This window comes from Micromonospora sp. NPDC048986, assembly GCF_040649335.1.
Lineage (GTDB): Bacteria > Actinomycetota > Actinomycetes > Mycobacteriales > Micromonosporaceae > Micromonospora > Micromonospora alfalfae.
The window spans coordinates 12,072-26,898 of the sequence record NZ_JBEZFJ010000003.1; the positions used below are offsets into that span (position 1 = coordinate 12,072).

Here is a 14,827-nt window from a genome sequence, read left to right on the forward strand (position 1 = left end):
CGGTAGGCTCGGCCGCATGCCCGCCGCACACCTCCTCATCGGCCCACTTCTGCGGCGAGTGGTGGACACCCGGGCGACGATCTGGGTGGAGACGGCGGCGCCCGCCGTGGTCACCGTCCGTACCGCCAGCGGCGCCACCGGCACCGCGCCCACCTTCTCGGCGTACGACCACCACTACGCCCTCGTGGTGGTGGAGGGCCTTGCCCCGGACAGCGAGACCACCTACGAGGTGCTGGTCGACGACGAGATCGTCTGGCCGGTGCCGAGCAGCGGGTTCCCGCCGAGCGTGATCCGCACCCGGGCCGCCGACGATCGGGACCAGCCGGTAAATCTGATCTTCGGCTCGTGTCGTGAGACCACCCAGCACGCCACCACCCGCAAGCTGCCACCGGACGCCCTGGACGCGTACGCCCGGAGGTTGATGGCCGACCCGGAGTCGAACCCGTTGCCGGACCTGCTGGTGCTGCTCGGAGACCAGGTCTACGCCGATGTCACCTCACCGACAGTGCGCCGGCTGCTGCGTCGACGGCGGCGGCGGCCGAAGGGCGCCCCGGCCGACCAGGTGGTGAGCTTCGACGAGTACACCAAGCTCTACCTGGAGTCCTGGCGCGATCCGGAGATCCGCTGGCTGCTCTCCACAGTCCCCAGCGTGATGATCTTCGACGACCACGAGATCATCGACGACTGGAACACCTCGGCGGCATGGCGAGCCGAGGTGCGCGAGCAGCCGTGGTGGCAGGAGCGGATCGGCAGTGGGCTCGCCTCCTACTGGGTCTACCAGCACCTGGGCAATCTCTCCCCCGACGAGATCGTCGCCGATCCGGTCTTCGCGAAGGTCGCCGCCGCCGAGGACGCCACCAGCGTGCTGCGCGAGTTCGGCCACCGGGTAGACCAGGAGTCCGACCTGGCGCACGACACCGAGCGTTGGCGCGCGGTGCAGTATCAGTGGAGCTACGCACTGGACCTGGGCCGGACCCGGCTGGTCATGCTGGACAACCGGTGCAGCCGGGTGCTCGAGTCCAACAGCCGGGCGATGCTGCCGCCCGGTGAGTGGGCCTGGTTCCTCGACCAGGCGCACGGGGTCTACGACCACCTGGTGGTGGGCGCCTCGCTGCCCTGGCTGCTGCCGCAGGGCATCCACCACATCGAGGCATGGAACGAGAAACTGGCGGACTCACGCCGACCGTGGGTGGCGCGCGGGGCGGAGAAGCTGCGCCGCGCCCTTGACCTGGAGCACTGGGCGGCGTTCCGCCGGTCCTTCGAGGCGCTCGCGGAGACGTTCGCCCGCATCGGCACCGGCACGCCGCGGCAGTCCGGCGCGCGGATCGGGGCCGGCCCAGCGTACGCCCCACCGGCGTCGATCAGCGTGCTCTCCGGTGACGTGCACCACTCGTACGTCGCGCAGGCCCGGTTCCCCGATCCGGCGGTTGTCACTCCGGTGCACCAGCTCACCTGTTCGCCGATCCACAACCAGGTGCCGGCGGGCATCCGTCCGTTGATGCGGCTGGGCTGGTCGCCCGGTCCGGCTGGGGCCACCCGGGCGCTGGCCCGTTCGGCGGGCGTACCTCGTCCGGGGGTGCGCTGGCGCAAGCTGGCCGGCCCGTACTTCGGTAACGCCGTCGCCACACTGACCCATCACGGACGCGGGGCCGACGTGGTCATCGAGGGCACCACCAAGGATGGGCACCTACGCCCGGTGATGCGGCGTCGACTCTCCGGCGACGGCGAGTCGGCCGCGCCGTAGTCTCTACGCCGTGGACGAGCACCTGCCGGAGCCGATCCGGGCGGTTGAGCACGAGTTGACCGCTCTGCTGCGCCGTGGCCGGGCGGTCTCCTGGGAGATCGCCCGGGAGGTGCACCCGAACCTGGAGCCGAACACCTACGGGTTGCTGCTCTGGTTGCGGCGTAGCGGGTCGATCCGGTTGACCGAGTTGGCGGCGCGGCTGGGCGTGGGCAAGGGGACGCTGAGTCGTCAGATCAACGCGCTGGAGGTCCTGGGTCTGGTGCACCGCGACCCCGATCCGAGTGACCGGCGCGCCGCGCAGATAGGCCTCACCGACGAGGGGCAGCGCCGGTTCGACGTGGCCCGCGCGGCCCGGCTGGGCGAGTTCCTGCGCGCTCTGGACGGCTGGCCGGAGCGCGACGTCGAGGAGTTCGCCCGGCTGCTCGGCCGGTTCAACGACTCCTGGCAGTAGCCGCCCACTCCGGGCGGCCCCTGGCAGTAGCCGCACAGCGCCGGGGAATAGGGCGCCGGCCCATCAAGTTGTTGCTTCAGGCAACCAAGACATACGGTTGCCTCAGGTAACTCCCAGGCGGCCCGTGCGTACCAGCCCCGCCGTTCCACCTCGACTCCGCTCGGAGGCAACAAACGATGAGCCAGGCGACAGCGCCTCCCCAGGCGACCGCCGTGACCATGACCCACCGGCAGATCCTGGAAGCACTCTCCGGCCTGCTGCTGGGCCTGTTCGTCGCGATCCTCTCCTCCACGGTCATCTCGAACGCGCTGCCGCGGATCATCACCGAACTGCACGGCGGCCAGTCCGCGTACACCTGGGTGGTGACCTCGGCCCTGCTCGCGACCACAGCGACCACCCCCATCTGGGGCAAGATGGCCGACCTGACCAGCAAGAAGACCCTGGTCCAGCTCGCCCTGGGGATCTACGTGCTGGGCTCGGTGCTGGCCGGTCTCGCCCAGGGCACCGGTGAACTGATCGCCTGCCGGGTGCTGCAGGGCATCGGCGCCGGCGGTCTCACCGCGCTGGCCCAGGTGATCATGGCCACGATGATCGCGCCCCGCGAACGAGGCCGCTACAGCGGCTACCTCGGCGCCGTCATGGCCGTCGGCACCATCGGCGGTCCGCTGATCGGCGGCGTGATCGTGGACACCTCCTGGCTCGGCTGGCGCTGGTGCTTCTACGTCGGCGTGCCGTTCGCCATCCTCGCGCTGATCGTGCTCCAGAAGACCCTGCACCTACCGGTGGTCAAGCGGAAGGCCGAGATCGACTGGTGGGGAGCCACCCTGATCACCGCGGCCGTATCGGTGCTGCTGATCTGGGTCTCGCTCGCCGGCGACCAGTTCGCCTGGGCCTCCTGGCAGACCGCCGTCATGGTCGTCGGCGCGTTGGTCCTCGGCGCGCTGGCGATCCGGGTCGAGACCCGGGCCGCCGAGCCGATGATCCCGCCGCGGCTGTTCCGCAACCGCACCATCACTCTCGCCGTCGTCGCGAGCATCGCTGTCGGCGTGGGCATGTTCGGCGCGTCGATCTTCCTGGGCCAGTACTTCCAGATCAGCCGCGGTCAGAGCCCCACCATGTCCGGCCTGATGACCCTGCCGATGATCCTCGGCCTTCTGGTCGCGTCCACCGTCATCGGGCGGGTCATCAGCAAGACCGGCCGCTGGAAGCGGTACCTGGTCATCGGCTCGGCGCTGCTCACCATCGGCTTCGCACTGATGGGCACCCTCCGCGCCGACACCAGCTTCACACTGCTCAGCGCCTACATGCTGCTGATCGGCGTCGGCCTGGGCATGACCATGCAGAACCTGGTCCTCGCCGTGCAGAACACCGTCGGCCCGCACGAACTCGGCGCGGCCAGCTCGGTGGTGGCGTTCTTCCGCAGCCTGGGTGGCGCGATCGGCGTCTCCGCCCTCGGAGCGGTGCTCGCCCACAAGGTCAAGGACTACACCGCCGACGGGCTGGCCCAACTCGGTATCCCCGCCTCCAGCTCCGGCAGCGGCGGTGCCCTGCCCGACGTGCACACCCTGCCCGGCCCGCTGCGGGCGGTGGTGGAGAGCGCCTACGGCCACGGCGCCGGTGACATCTTCCTGGCCGCCGCCCCGTTCGCGCTGATCGCGCTGATCGCGGTGGCCTTCATCAAGGAGGTGCCGCTGCGCCAGCACAACGGCAACCCGGTTTCCGACCAGGTCGAGCGGGAATCGACTCTCGCTGCCGGCGCTGGCGCACCCGTGATCCGTACCGGCGAGCAGAGGTGAGGTAGAACAATGGGCGTGGGAGCACCGGACCGCGAGGAGTACGGTCCCCGGACCCGACCGCTGCCCTTCGAGCGCGGCACGGACGGCCCTCGGGTGATCATGGTGGGTGTCGACGGCACCCGCACCTCCGAGCGGGCCGGCTCCTACGCCGCCGGCCTGGCCCGTCGGCAGAGCGCCGCGCTGGTGGTGGTCTTCGTCAGCTCACCGAGCGGGCTGACCGCCCTGGTGCCCGGCATGGACGCCGGCGCGGTCCAGCGCACCCACGACGAGTTGGCCGACGAACTGCGCCGGGAATGCCGGCGTGGGGCCGAGCAGTGGGGCATTCCGGTGACCCTGCTGGTGCGGCGCGGCGACGCGTACGGCGAGCTGTGCGCGGCGGCCGACGAGTTCCAGGCCGACATGGTGGTGGTCGGCGCCTCCGAGCAGGCCGGACACCGGCTGGTCGGCTCGGTCGCCACCCGGCTGGTCCGCGCCGGCCGCTGGCCGGTCGTCGTGGTGCCCTGATAACCCGTCGCGCCGTGTCCGAGGCGCCGGGCAGGATGCGCGGCATGACCTGGATCGCGCCGGAGATAACCCGGACCCCCGAACCGTACGTCGGCGACGAGCGCACCATGCTCGACGGCTGGCTCGACTACCACCGACAGACACTCCTGCTCAAGTGCGCCGGCCTGACCGGGGAGCAGTTGCGGACGCCGAGCGTGGAACCGTCCGGGCTGACCCTGCTCGGCCTGGTCCGGCACCTGGCCGAGGTGGAGGCCTGGTGGTTCCGGGAGAACTTCGCCGGCGAGCCAGTCGACTACCCGTACTTCATCCCGGAAAACCCGGACGCCGACCACGACGTCAGCGCCGCCGACGCCGAGACCGACTTCGCCATCTTCCACCGCGAGGTGGCGCTGGCCCGTGAGGCCGCCGCCGGTCACTCGCTCGACGAGACGTTCACCGAGGTGGGCCCGAAGAAGCGCACCTTCAACCTGCGCTGGGTGTACGTGCACATGATCGAGGAGTACGCCCGGCACAACGGCCACGCCGACCTGATCCGGGAACGCATCGACGGCGTCACCGGCGAGTGACAAGCGCTCAGTAGTCCAGGGCCGCTCGCAGGTAACGCAGGTCGGCGTGGCCGCCCCAGCGGTGTGCCGACAACCCTGCGGCCCTGGCACCCCGCACCGCCCAGTCCTCGTCGTCGACGCAGAGGACCCGGGCCGGCGGGGTGGCCAGGGCCACGCAGGCGGCCTTGAAGTATTCCGGGGCGGGCTTGTGCACGCCGATCACCGAGGAGTTGACCACCACGTCCAGCTCGCCGACCAGGCCGAGCGCGGCCAGGTCGGCGTCGAGCAGGTCGGTGGCGTTGGTGCCCAGCCCGACCCGGACGCCCGCCGCGCGGACCTCCCGGACGAACGCCAGCACCTCCTGGTCGACCTCGCCCCGATAGCCCTGCCACTGCTCCACCGCGGCGCGGGCCCGTTCCGGGCTGCCCACCGATTCGGTCAGGGCGTCCGCCACGCTGTTCATCCACTCGACGTGGTTGACCTGGCCGGTGAGCACCGGCTGGAGCCGCCCCCACTGCATGGCGATCTCACCGAGCACACCCTCGGAGAGGCCGTACTCCCGCTCGACAACGGCTGCCACCGCCGGGTCCCACCGGCGCAGTACGCCGTCGAAATCCAGCAGGAGCGCCGTCGCGCGTTCCCGAGCCACTACCCGTTCTCCTCGCCGCGGCCGTGCCGCTGGTCGTCCTCGTCGGCCCGGTTGAGCCGTTGGCTGATCACCTGGGTGACCCCGCTGCGCATTGTCACGCCGTAGAGCGCGTCGGCGATCTCCATCGTCCGCTTCTGGTGCGTGATGACGATCAGCTGACTCTTCTCGCGCAACTGTGCCAGCAACGTGATCAGCCGGCCCAGGTTGACGTCGTCCAGGGCCGCCTCCACCTCGTCCATGATGTAGAACGGGCTGGGCCGGGCGCGGAAGATCGCCACCAACATGGCCACCGCGGTCAGCGACCGCTCGCCACCGGAGAGCAGCGACAGCCGCTTGATCTTCTTGCCGGGTGGGCGGGCCTCCACCTCGACGCCGGTGGTGAGCAGGTCATCCGGTTCGGTGAGGATCAGCCGTCCCTCGCCACCGGGGAAGAGCACTGTGAACACCTGCTCGAACTCCCGGGCGGTGTCCTCGAAGGCGCTGGCGAAGACCTCCAGGATCCGCTCGTCAACGTCCTTGACCACCGTGAGCAGGTCCCGACGGGTGGCCTTGAGGTCCTCCAACTGCTCGGAGAGGAACTTGAAACGCTCCTCCAGCGCGGCGAACTCCTCCAACGCGAGTGGGTTGACCTTGCCGAGCAGGGCGAGTTCGCGTTCCGCCTTCGCGGCCCGCTTCTCCTGCACCGGCCGCTCGTAGCGCACCGGCTCGGGCACCGGCAGACCGTCACGTTCGGCCGCCGCGACGTCCACCTGGGTCGGCGGAACGGGCTGAGTCGGACCGTACTCGGCGACCAGCGTCTCCACGTCCAGCCCGAAGTCCTCGGCGGCCTTCGCCTCCAACTGCTCGATGCGCAGTCGCTGCTCCGCCCGGGCCACCTCGTCGCGGTGCACCTGGCTGGTCAGCCGCTCCAACTCCGCGCCGAGCCGCTTGGCGGCACCGCGTACCTCCTGAAGCTCTGCCTCCCGCGCGGCGCGCTCCAGGGCGACAGCGTCGCGGTGCTCCTCCGCGGTTGCGATCGAGGTGGTCAGCCGGGTCAGCGCCTCCCGGGCGCCACCGGCGACGGACCGGGCGATGCCCGCGCCTCGGGCGCGGGCGGCCCGCCGGGCCGCCGCGCGTTCCCGGGCGGCCCGCTCCGCGGTGGCCTGCCGCGCGAGCGAGTCGGCCCGGCCGGCGATCGAGGAGACCCGCTCCTCGGCGGTACGCACTGCGAGCCGGACCTCCATCTCGTTCTGCCGGGCCTGCGGCACCATGGCCGCCAGTTGATCCCGTTCGTCGGTGGAGGGCTCGGCGTCGACAGGGGTCTCCTCGGCCAGCCGGAGCCGCTCCTCCAGCTCGGCGAGCGCGGCGAGGTCCCGTTGTCGGGCGGCCTCGGCCCGGGAGCGGGAGTCGCCGAGGCGATCGGTCTCGGCCTTCGCGGAGCGGGCCGCCGCGCCCAGCTCGGCCAGCCGGCGGGCCGCGGCGTTGCGGTGGCTCTCCGCCTCGCGTTTCTCGGCGGCGGCGTGCTGCACGACCTCCTTGGCGGCCGCCACCTCGGCGCGCGCCTCCACCAACTGATCACGCAGCTCCAGGCCAGCGCGTTCGGCGGTGACCCGGTTGGCGCGGGCCTCCTCGACGGCGGCCTGCACCTCGATGTAGCTGGGGGCCTTGGCCGACCCGCCCGCCGCCGCGTACGCCCCGATGACGTCACCGTCCGGGGTGACCGCCCGCAGCTCGGGGTTGCTGGCGACCAGTTCGGCGGCGGCGGCGAGATCGTCGACGAGTGCCACGTCCCGCAGGGCCCGGTGCACCGCTGGACGCAGCTCGGCGCCGCACTCCACAAGGTCGGGCGCCCACCGGGCGTCGTCCGGCAGCTTCGGGCGCAGCGCGTCGGCGGAGCCGGTCATGCCGGGCCCCGCCGGGCTGCCGACCAGCAGGCCGGCCCGGCCGGCGTCGGAGATCTTCAACAGCCGCATCGCCTCGACGGCCTCGTCCACCCCGCTGACGGCGACGGCGTCGGCGAGGCCGCCGAGCGCAGCGGCCAGCGCGGCCTCGTGACCGGGTGCGACGGTGAGCAGCCCGGCGAGGCTGCCGAGCAGGCCCGGCACGTCTCCGGCGCGGGAGAGCAGCGCCCCGGCGCCGTCCTTGCGCCGCAGCCCCAGGGCGAGTGCCTCCTCGCGGGCCTTCCAGGTGGCGGCGTCCTTCTCCGCCGCCCGCTCGGCGTCGGACAGCGATCGGACGGTGGCCTGGGCCCGTTCCTGCACGGCGACCGCCTCGGCGTGCCGGGCGTCCAGGTCCGCGTTGTCCCGGTCGGCCTCGGTGGACTGGGCGGCGACCGCGTCCAGGTCGGCCTGCGCCTGCTCGGCGCGGCCCAACGCGTCGGCGTGCGCTGTCGCGAGGCGTTCGATCTCCTCGCCGGCGCTGGTGGTCCGGGCCCGGGCGGAGTTGACCTGGCCGGTGAGTCGGGCCATTCCCTCGCGCCGGTCGGCGATGGCCTTGGCCGCGGCGACCAGCTCGCGCTCGGCGGCGGCCAACTGCCGCTCCAACTCCTGGCGGTGCTCAACCGCCTCGGCCAGTCGGATCTGGTCGTCGGTGAGCGCGCCGCGCAGCTCCTCCTCCTGCTCGCGGACGCGTTCCGCCTCGGCCTCCAGCTGCTCCGGGTCGCGGCCGGGCCGCTCGTCGTCGCCGGTGGCGCTGAGGTGCCGCAGCCGCTCCCGGGCCAACTGCTCGATCGAGCGGAAGCGTTCCTGGAGGGCGGAGAGCTTGTACCAGGTGTCCTGGGCGGCGGCGAGCAGCGGAGCGTCCTCCGCGAGGGCGGCCTCCAACTCGCCGAGCCGGCCCTGCACCTCGGTGTGCTCACCCTCGATCTGCTCGCGCCGTTCACGCAGCGCGGTCTCGTCGGCGATCTCCCGGTCGAGGGTGGTCCGCAGGGTGGCCAGGTCGTCGGCGAGCAGCCGCAACCGGGCGTCGCGCAGGTTGGCCTGGATGGCGGCGGCGCGCCGGGCCACCTCGGCCTGCCGTCCCAACGGCTTGAGCTGACGACGCAGCTCGGCCGTGAGGTCGGTCAAGCGATTGAGATTCACCTGCATCGCGTCGAGCTTGCGCAGCGCCTTTTCCTTGCGCTTGCGGTGCTTGAGGACGCCGGCCGCCTCCTCGATGAACGCCCGGCGGTCCTCCGGCTTGGCGTGCAGCATGCCGTCGAGGCGGCCCTGCCCGACGATGATGTGCATCTCCCGGCCGATGCCGGAGTCGGAGAGCAGCTCCTGGATGTCGAGCAGCCGGCAGGAGTTGCCGTTGATCTCGTACTCGCTCTCGCCGGAGCGGAACATCCGGCGGGTGATGGAGACCTCGGTGTACTCGATCGGCAGCGCGCCGTCGGTGTTGTCGATGGTGAGGGTGACCTCGGCGCGACCCAGCGGCGCCCGGCCGGCGGTGCCGGCGAAGATGACGTCCTCCATCTTGCCGCCACGCAGCGCCTTGGCGCCCTGCTCGCCGAGGACCCAGGCGATGGCGTCGACGACGTTGGACTTGCCCGAGCCGTTCGGGCCCACCACACAGGTGATCCCGGGCTCCAGCTTCAACGTCGTCGCGGAGGCGAAGGACTTGAACCCCTTCACCGTCAGGCTCTTGAGATACACCTACTCGATCCTCGTCCGGTGGCCGCCGTACCGTCGCCGGCTGCGGGGACCTGGGTGAACTCGCAGACTAACCCGGCGGTGGGAGTGGCCCGGCACGCGACCCGCCCCGCGTCGCGTCGACAGTGGGCGCGCTGTTGTTCGGGAGACCGCGAGAAAGGCAAGCGCCTTTCATGATCGGCTTATCCGCCGACGCGCTTTTCGGTAACTGCGCAGCGCCCTTCCCGCACGATCAGCCACAAGATCATGAATGGTCGGCGTCGAAAAGGTCCCGGACAGTGTTGCGCGCCGGCACAGAGGTGTCGGCGCGCATTTTTGCGATGGTGCGATTCAGTTTTTACGACCTGAAGATCAGGTCAGCGCCGGCTCGGCCAGACGGAGCAGATCGTCCGCCTCCGCCGCAGCCGCCGCGAGCCGATCATTGTCGGCACGCAGACGCGTGATCTCGAACTCCAGTGCCTGAACCCTGGCACGCAGTCGGGTGACCTCGTCGAGCAGACGCCGGTCGGGCGCTGCACCTACGTGGCCGTAGAGGGCCTTCGCCATGCTGACTCCTTGATATGCGCTGCCGGAAAGGCCGGCCAACGCGCGCCCATTTGTACGCGGCTGTCATTCCAGGCTGTATCTGGGCATGACCGGGCGCGACTGGCGACACCTATATATTGAGCCGCAAACCCCTCCTTCGTCAAGTTCTCGCAGGCCGTAGATCATCTCCACGTCGACCTGTCCACTTGTCGGGGGGGCTGCCGCAAGGCACGGACACTCTCTGTCCGGACGCCTTTACTGTACGCCCGGATCTGCGGAAGTCCGCACCCTGGTGCCCGACTTCCCCTTAACTCTTTCTTAGCCACGTTGCCGCAGGTCGTAGGCGCGCCGTAGCGTCACCCCGGCCCGCAACCGACCCCTGGAGGCATAGGCGTGTACGGCTGGACCGATCCGATGGACCCGAACGGTGCCCCCCGGCGCGCCGGAGGGCCGACCGACGAGCCGGCCTGGCTGCACGACCGCCCGGAGCCCCGCTCGGCCTACCTCTTCGGCGACGAACCCGCTCAGCCGGGCGACGAGTGGCACCGGGAGCAGCCCACCGACGGCCGGCGGCCGGACCCGGCGATCCCCGCCGAGGTGGCCGACGCCCGCACCGCCGCCTGGGCGGCCTACCAGCCGGAGGGCGAGACCGACGGCTGGGACGACAGCCGCCCGGCTCAGGACAGTGGCCGGCGCGCCGAGGCGCCCGGCGGTTGGCACACCGACACCGACCCGGAGACCACCGACGGCTGGCGCGGCGCCGCCGAGAGCGGCCGGCCCGGCGAGGGACGACACCGCTCACCACGCCGCTGGCGCCGGCCGCTGATGATCGGGGGTGCCGCCGCGGCCGCCACCCTCGTGGTGAGCTTCGGCGTCGGCGCACTCACCCTGCCCGGCGGTGACGACGGGGCCGCCCAGCCGACGGCCGTCGACGACACCTACGCCACGTCGGCCGCGCCGAGCGGAGAACCGGCGCTGGACACCCTCGCCGCACCCTCCCCGTCGACCATCCCCAGCCCGGTGTCCCCCAGCCCATCGCCGACCAAGGTCGTCAAGCCCACGCCGGCGACGTCGCGGACCACCGCCGCGTCGCGCCGCAGCGTCGAGCGCAGCACCGCGCCGAGCAACACCGGCAACTCCACCGCCTCCAGCGGCTCCAACGGCTCCAGCGGCTCCAGCGGCTCCGGCAGCGCTCAGGCCCGCGAGGTGGTGGACCTGGTCAACGCCGAGCGCGCCAAGGCCGGCTGCAAGGCGCTGAGCATCGACGACAAACTGATGACGGCCGCCCAACGGCACAGCCAGGACCAGGCCGACCACCAGAACATGTCGCACACCGGCAGCGACGGCAGCAACGCCGGCACCCGGCTGGACCGGGTCGGCTACACCTGGCGCACGTACGGCGAGAACGTGGCCTGGAACCAGAAGACCCCGGCTGCGGTGATGGACGCCTGGATGAACAGCTCCGGCCACCGGGCCAACATCCTGAACTGCGCGTTCACCGAGATCGGCGTCGGCATCGCCAACAGCAACGGACCGTACTGGACGCAGGTCTTCGCGGCGCCGCGCTGACCGCGCGTCGTTCCCGCCCCCGCGCTCGTTGACCCGATGAGGTACGTCGGGCCGCAGCGTGGGGGCCGCGTACCGGTGCGGGCGGCGACCGGCCGTCCGGAACCCGGGAGCTGCCGATGCGGATCCGGCCGCGGCGACGCGTCGCCGTACGCCCACTGCGCCGCGTCCTGTCCGCCAGCGTCGCACTCGTGCTGGTGGTGCCGGCGTACGGCTGCCGGCCCGCGCTGACCCCGCCCGGCGCGCCCACCGCGTGGCCGGCGGCGCAGGCCCGGCACTGGCAGTGGCAGTGGCAGCTCAGCGGCCCGCTCGACCCGACGGTGGACGCCCACGTCTTCCTCCTCGACCCGGTGGCCACCACCGCCGCGCAGACCGCCGAACTGCGCTCCCGGGACCGCCGGTTGATCTGCCAGGTCAACGTGGGATCGGTCCGCTCCGACGACCCGGACGCCAGCCGGTTTCCGGAGGTCGTCCGGGGTGCGGCCGGGCATCGACCCGACAGCCGGTGGCTGGACGTCCGGAGTTGGGACGCGCTCCGGCCGGTTCTGGCCGACCGGTTCCGGCTCTGCCGGGGCAAGGGCTTCGGCGCGGTCGCGCTCTTCGACGCCGACGGGTACGCGGCGCGCACCGGGTTTGCGCTCGACTTCGACGACCAACTGCTGTTCAACCGCCGGCTGGCCGAGCTGGCCCGCTCGCTGAGCCTCTCCCCAGGGCTGGTCAACGACGTGGCACAGCTCGCCGCGCTGGCCCCGGACTTCGACTTCGCGGTCAACGAGGAGTGTGTCCGGCTGGCCCAGTGCGCCAAGCTGCTGCCGTTCAGCGACGCCGGCAAGCCGGTCTTCCACGTCGAGTACACCGGCTCGACCGACGACTTCTGTGTCACCACCGTCGGCTACGGCTTCGCGTCGATCCGCAAGGACCGCACCCTGGACGCCTCCCGCGAACCCTGCCCCCTCCCCTAACCCAGTCCCCCTCCCCACCCCGCCCTTACCCCGCCCCGCGATCTTGCACTTTCGGTCGCCGGTTTGCCGGTTTGGCCCGGGTTTGTCGCGACAGAAACTGCAAGATCGGCGAGGCTGGGCGGGGCGAGGGCGGGCAGGGCTGGGCGGGGTGAGGGCAGGGCTGGGCGGGGCGGGGCGGGGCCGGGTGAGGGCTGGGCGGGGTTACGGGACTGGGACCAGCTCCGGGGCGGGAGCGGGCGGGTCGGTGGGCGCGGGTGCCGGGCGGGGGCGCAGGAACCGCGGGGCCCACCAGTTGGCGTCGCCGAGCATCGTCATCAACGCCGGCAGCACCACTCCCCGGATGATTGTGGCGTCCAGGAGGATCGCCGCCGCCAGACCGATGCCGAGCTGCTTCATGTCGATCGTGCTCAGCGTGGCGAAGATCGAGAAGACCCCGACCATCACTATCGCCGCGCTGGTCACCACCCCGGCCGACGAGGTGATTCCGTACGACACGGCGTCGCGGTTAGGCAGGCCGGACCGGACGCCCTCGCGGATCCGACTGACCACGAAGACGTGGTAGTCCATCGAGAGGCCGAAGAGCACCACGAACAGGAACAGCGGCAGCCAGGACACGATCGCGCCCATCGACGTGAAGCCGAGCAGTCCCTGCGCCCACTCGCCCTGGAAGATCAGTACCAGCAGGCCGTACGCGGCGCCGGCGGAGAGCAGGTTCAGCGCGATCGAGCTTGCCGCGATCACCACCGACCGGAAGGTGAACGTCATGACCAGGAAGGTCAGCACCAGCACGAAGCCCATGACCAGCGGCAGCTTGTCCCGGACGTGCTGGGCGTAGTCCTCACTGTCGGCGACGCTCCCGCCCACCGCGTACTCGATGCCGGGGATGCCCCGCAGCTCGGCCGGGACCAGGTCCCCGCGCAGCTTCTCCAACGACTGCACCGACCGGTCGTCCCGACTGGCGTACGGGGTGGGGACGTCCAGCACCGAGACCCGCCGGTCGGCCGACACCTCGATCTTCGGGCCGTCCGCCTCGGCGGGGGCGAACAGCGGGTCGCCGGCCGCCCGGGAGGACAGGCCGGTGAGGGCGGCGCGTACCTGGTCGGCCTGGTCGGCGGGAGCCCGGACGGCCACCACATGATTGGTGCCGGCGCTCGGGAAGGCGGCGGTGAGCCTGTCGTACGCCTGCATCGCCGGAGTCGTGCGAGGCAGGTCCTCCATGCCGGGGAACTTCAGCTTCATGCCGAGCGCCGGCGCGGCGAGCGCGAGCAGCAGCCCGACCGAGATGACAAGCGTCGCCACCGGCGCGCGCAGCGCGGGCCGGAGCACCGCCGGCCACAGCCGGGGCGTGCGGGGCTCGCCGTGCCGGCCGGTACGCGGCGCGGTCAGTCGCCAGAGCAGCGGCACCCGGGGCCGGTCCACCCAACGGCCGAGCCGGGCCAGCAGGGCGGGAAGGACGGTCAGTGAACCGGTCACCGCGACGGCCACCACGAGGATCGAGCCGATGGCGAGGGACGAGAAGACCACGTCGCCGGCGAGCAGCAGCCCGGCCATCGAGATGATCACCGCGAAGCCGGAGACCACCACCGCGTGCCCGGAGGTTTCCGCGGCGATCTCCACCGCGTCCAGACCGGACCGGCCCTTGGCGCGTTCCTCCCGCTCCCGACGGATGTAGAACAGCGAGTAGTCCACGCCGACCGCCATGCCGATCAGCAGGATCACCGGTGCCGTGGTGTCGGTGGCCGGCACCAGGTGCGAGGCGAGAGTGGACAGGCCCATCGCGGCGGCCACCGACGAGAGTGCCAGCAGCACCGGCACGCTTGCCGCGATCAGCGCGCCGAACGCGATGATCAGGATCGCCAGGGTGACCGGCAGACTGAGCAGCTCGGCCCGCTTGAAGTCCTTACCCAGGGTGTCGTCGAGAGCCTGGCCGATCGACGGCCCGCCGACCTGCTCGACCCGCAGCCCGGGATACGCGTCCTGCACGGTGGCGGTGGCGTCGCGCAACGGCTGCACCCGATCCGAGGCCGTCTCCGGGTCACCCGACATGGTGATCGGCAGCAGCAGCGCCGAGCCGTCCCGGGCGGTGACCGGCTGGCCCACCCCGGCCACCCCGGCGACCGTACGCAGCCGGGCAGCCGCGTCGTCGGCCGCCGACTTCGCCGCCGCCTGGTCCAACGCGCCACCCCGGGAGGTGATGAGGATGTTGTCCACGGCCGGGTCGTCGAAGTCACCGGCGTCCACGATGAGGCTGGCCCGCCCCGCCTCGCCGATCGCCTGGTCACCGCTGGTGGCCTCGTTGAGTCCGGCGGCGTTGCCGCCCACGAAGCACACCGCAACGAACACGGCCCACAGTGCGATCGCCCGCCACGGATGCTCGGCGCTCCACCGCGCCAGCCGCACCGTCACCGGTCTTCTCCCCATCTCGGGTCCCCCTGTCACGTCAGCCCCCTGTCAACTGTGCTGACGTTAGGTGC

Annotated in this window: 11 protein-coding genes; 7 read left to right on the top strand and 4 right to left on the bottom strand. The window is 71.8% G+C overall.

Going from position 1 to position 14,827, the window contains the following annotated elements:
• Positions 1–16: 16 nt before the first annotated feature.
• The 5 genes from AB0B94_RS07885 to AB0B94_RS07905 all read left to right on the top strand — a co-directional run bounded on the left by AB0B94_RS07885 (position 17) and on the right by AB0B94_RS07905 (position 5,061).
• The gene (locus AB0B94_RS07885) at positions 17–1,744 is read left to right on the top strand and encodes an alkaline phosphatase D family protein (RefSeq protein ID WP_357269950.1); all 1,728 of its coding nucleotides are present in this window, start codon (positions 17–19) and stop codon (positions 1,742–1,744) included.
• Between the two features lie 10 nt (positions 1,745–1,754).
• Entirely contained in the window at positions 1,755–2,195 is a 441-nt protein-coding gene (locus AB0B94_RS07890) for a MarR family transcriptional regulator (protein ID WP_238671571.1), read from the top strand.
• A 176-nt stretch (positions 2,196–2,371) separates the two neighbouring features.
• A complete protein-coding gene (locus tag AB0B94_RS07895; RefSeq protein WP_357269953.1) occupies positions 2,372–3,991 on the top strand; it encodes an MDR family MFS transporter in 1,620 nt (539 codons plus the stop codon).
• Positions 3,992–4,000: 9 nt separating this feature from the next.
• Positions 4,001–4,495, top strand: coding sequence for a universal stress protein (locus tag AB0B94_RS07900; RefSeq protein ID WP_167493090.1), 495 nt, complete (start codon positions 4,001–4,003; stop codon positions 4,493–4,495).
• 44 nt (positions 4,496–4,539) lie between these two features.
• Positions 4,540–5,061 (top strand): DinB family protein, encoded by a 522-nt coding sequence (locus tag AB0B94_RS07905; RefSeq protein ID WP_357269957.1) that lies wholly within the window; start codon positions 4,540–4,542, stop codon positions 5,059–5,061.
• A gap of 7 nt (positions 5,062–5,068) precedes the next feature.
• Here the strand turns inward: AB0B94_RS07905 and AB0B94_RS07910 are convergent, their stop codons facing one another.
• The 3 genes from AB0B94_RS07910 to AB0B94_RS07920 form a co-directional block, all read right to left on the bottom strand.
• Complete coding sequence (locus AB0B94_RS07910; RefSeq protein WP_357269960.1) at positions 5,069–5,689, bottom strand: HAD-IA family hydrolase; 621 nt, start codon at positions 5,687–5,689, stop codon at positions 5,069–5,071.
• The gene (gene smc / locus AB0B94_RS07915) at positions 5,689–9,303 is read right to left on the bottom strand and encodes a chromosome segregation protein SMC (protein WP_357269963.1); all 3,615 of its coding nucleotides are present in this window, start codon (positions 9,301–9,303) and stop codon (positions 5,689–5,691) included. The genes AB0B94_RS07910 and smc overlap by 1 nt, the downstream gene beginning before the upstream one ends.
• A 348-nt stretch (positions 9,304–9,651) precedes the next feature.
• Positions 9,652–9,846 carry a hypothetical protein gene (locus tag AB0B94_RS07920; RefSeq protein ID WP_007456482.1) on the bottom strand — a complete coding sequence of 65 codons (195 nt, stop codon included), beginning with the start codon at positions 9,844–9,846 and terminating at the stop codon, positions 9,652–9,654.
• Between the two features lie 372 nt (positions 9,847–10,218).
• Between AB0B94_RS07920 and AB0B94_RS07925 the strand changes: the two genes are divergently transcribed.
• Both AB0B94_RS07925 and AB0B94_RS07930 read left to right on the top strand, forming a co-directional pair.
• Entirely contained in the window at positions 10,219–11,394 is a 1,176-nt protein-coding gene (locus AB0B94_RS07925; protein WP_357269966.1) for a CAP domain-containing protein, read from the top strand.
• A 116-nt stretch (positions 11,395–11,510) separates the two neighbouring features.
• Positions 11,511–12,353 carry an endo alpha-1,4 polygalactosaminidase gene (locus AB0B94_RS07930; RefSeq protein WP_357269969.1) on the top strand — a complete coding sequence of 281 codons (843 nt, stop codon included), beginning with the start codon at positions 11,511–11,513 and terminating at the stop codon, positions 12,351–12,353.
• 201 nt (positions 12,354–12,554) lie between these two features.
• On the opposite strand, the gene AB0B94_RS07935 is transcribed toward AB0B94_RS07930, so the two are convergent.
• Complete coding sequence (locus AB0B94_RS07935) at positions 12,555–14,774, bottom strand: MMPL family transporter (RefSeq protein WP_357269972.1); 2,220 nt, start codon at positions 14,772–14,774, stop codon at positions 12,555–12,557.
• Positions 14,775–14,827: the final 53 nt, after the last annotated feature.

Excerpts from the sequence above, each read along its gene's own strand:
- AB0B94_RS07885 (WP_357269950.1), top strand. The coding sequence starts at position 17 with ATGCCCGCCGCACACCTCCTCATCGGCCCACTTCTGCGGCGAGTGGTG.
- AB0B94_RS07895 (WP_357269953.1), top strand. The coding sequence starts at position 2,372 with ATGAGCCAGGCGACAGCGCCTCCCCAGGCGACCGCCGTGACCATGACC.
- AB0B94_RS07900 (WP_167493090.1), top strand. The coding sequence starts at position 4,001 with ATGGGCGTGGGAGCACCGGACCGCGAGGAGTACGGTCCCCGGACCCGA.
- AB0B94_RS07905 (WP_357269957.1), top strand. The coding sequence starts at position 4,540 with ATGACCTGGATCGCGCCGGAGATAACCCGGACCCCCGAACCGTACGTC.
- AB0B94_RS07920 (WP_007456482.1), bottom strand. The coding sequence starts at position 9,846 with ATGGCGAAGGCCCTCTACGGCCACGTAGGTGCAGCGCCCGACCGGCGT.
- AB0B94_RS07930 (WP_357269969.1), top strand. The coding sequence starts at position 11,511 with ATGCGGATCCGGCCGCGGCGACGCGTCGCCGTACGCCCACTGCGCCGC.
- AB0B94_RS07935 (WP_357269972.1), bottom strand. The coding sequence starts at position 14,774 with ATGGGGAGAAGACCGGTGACGGTGCGGCTGGCGCGGTGGAGCGCCGAG.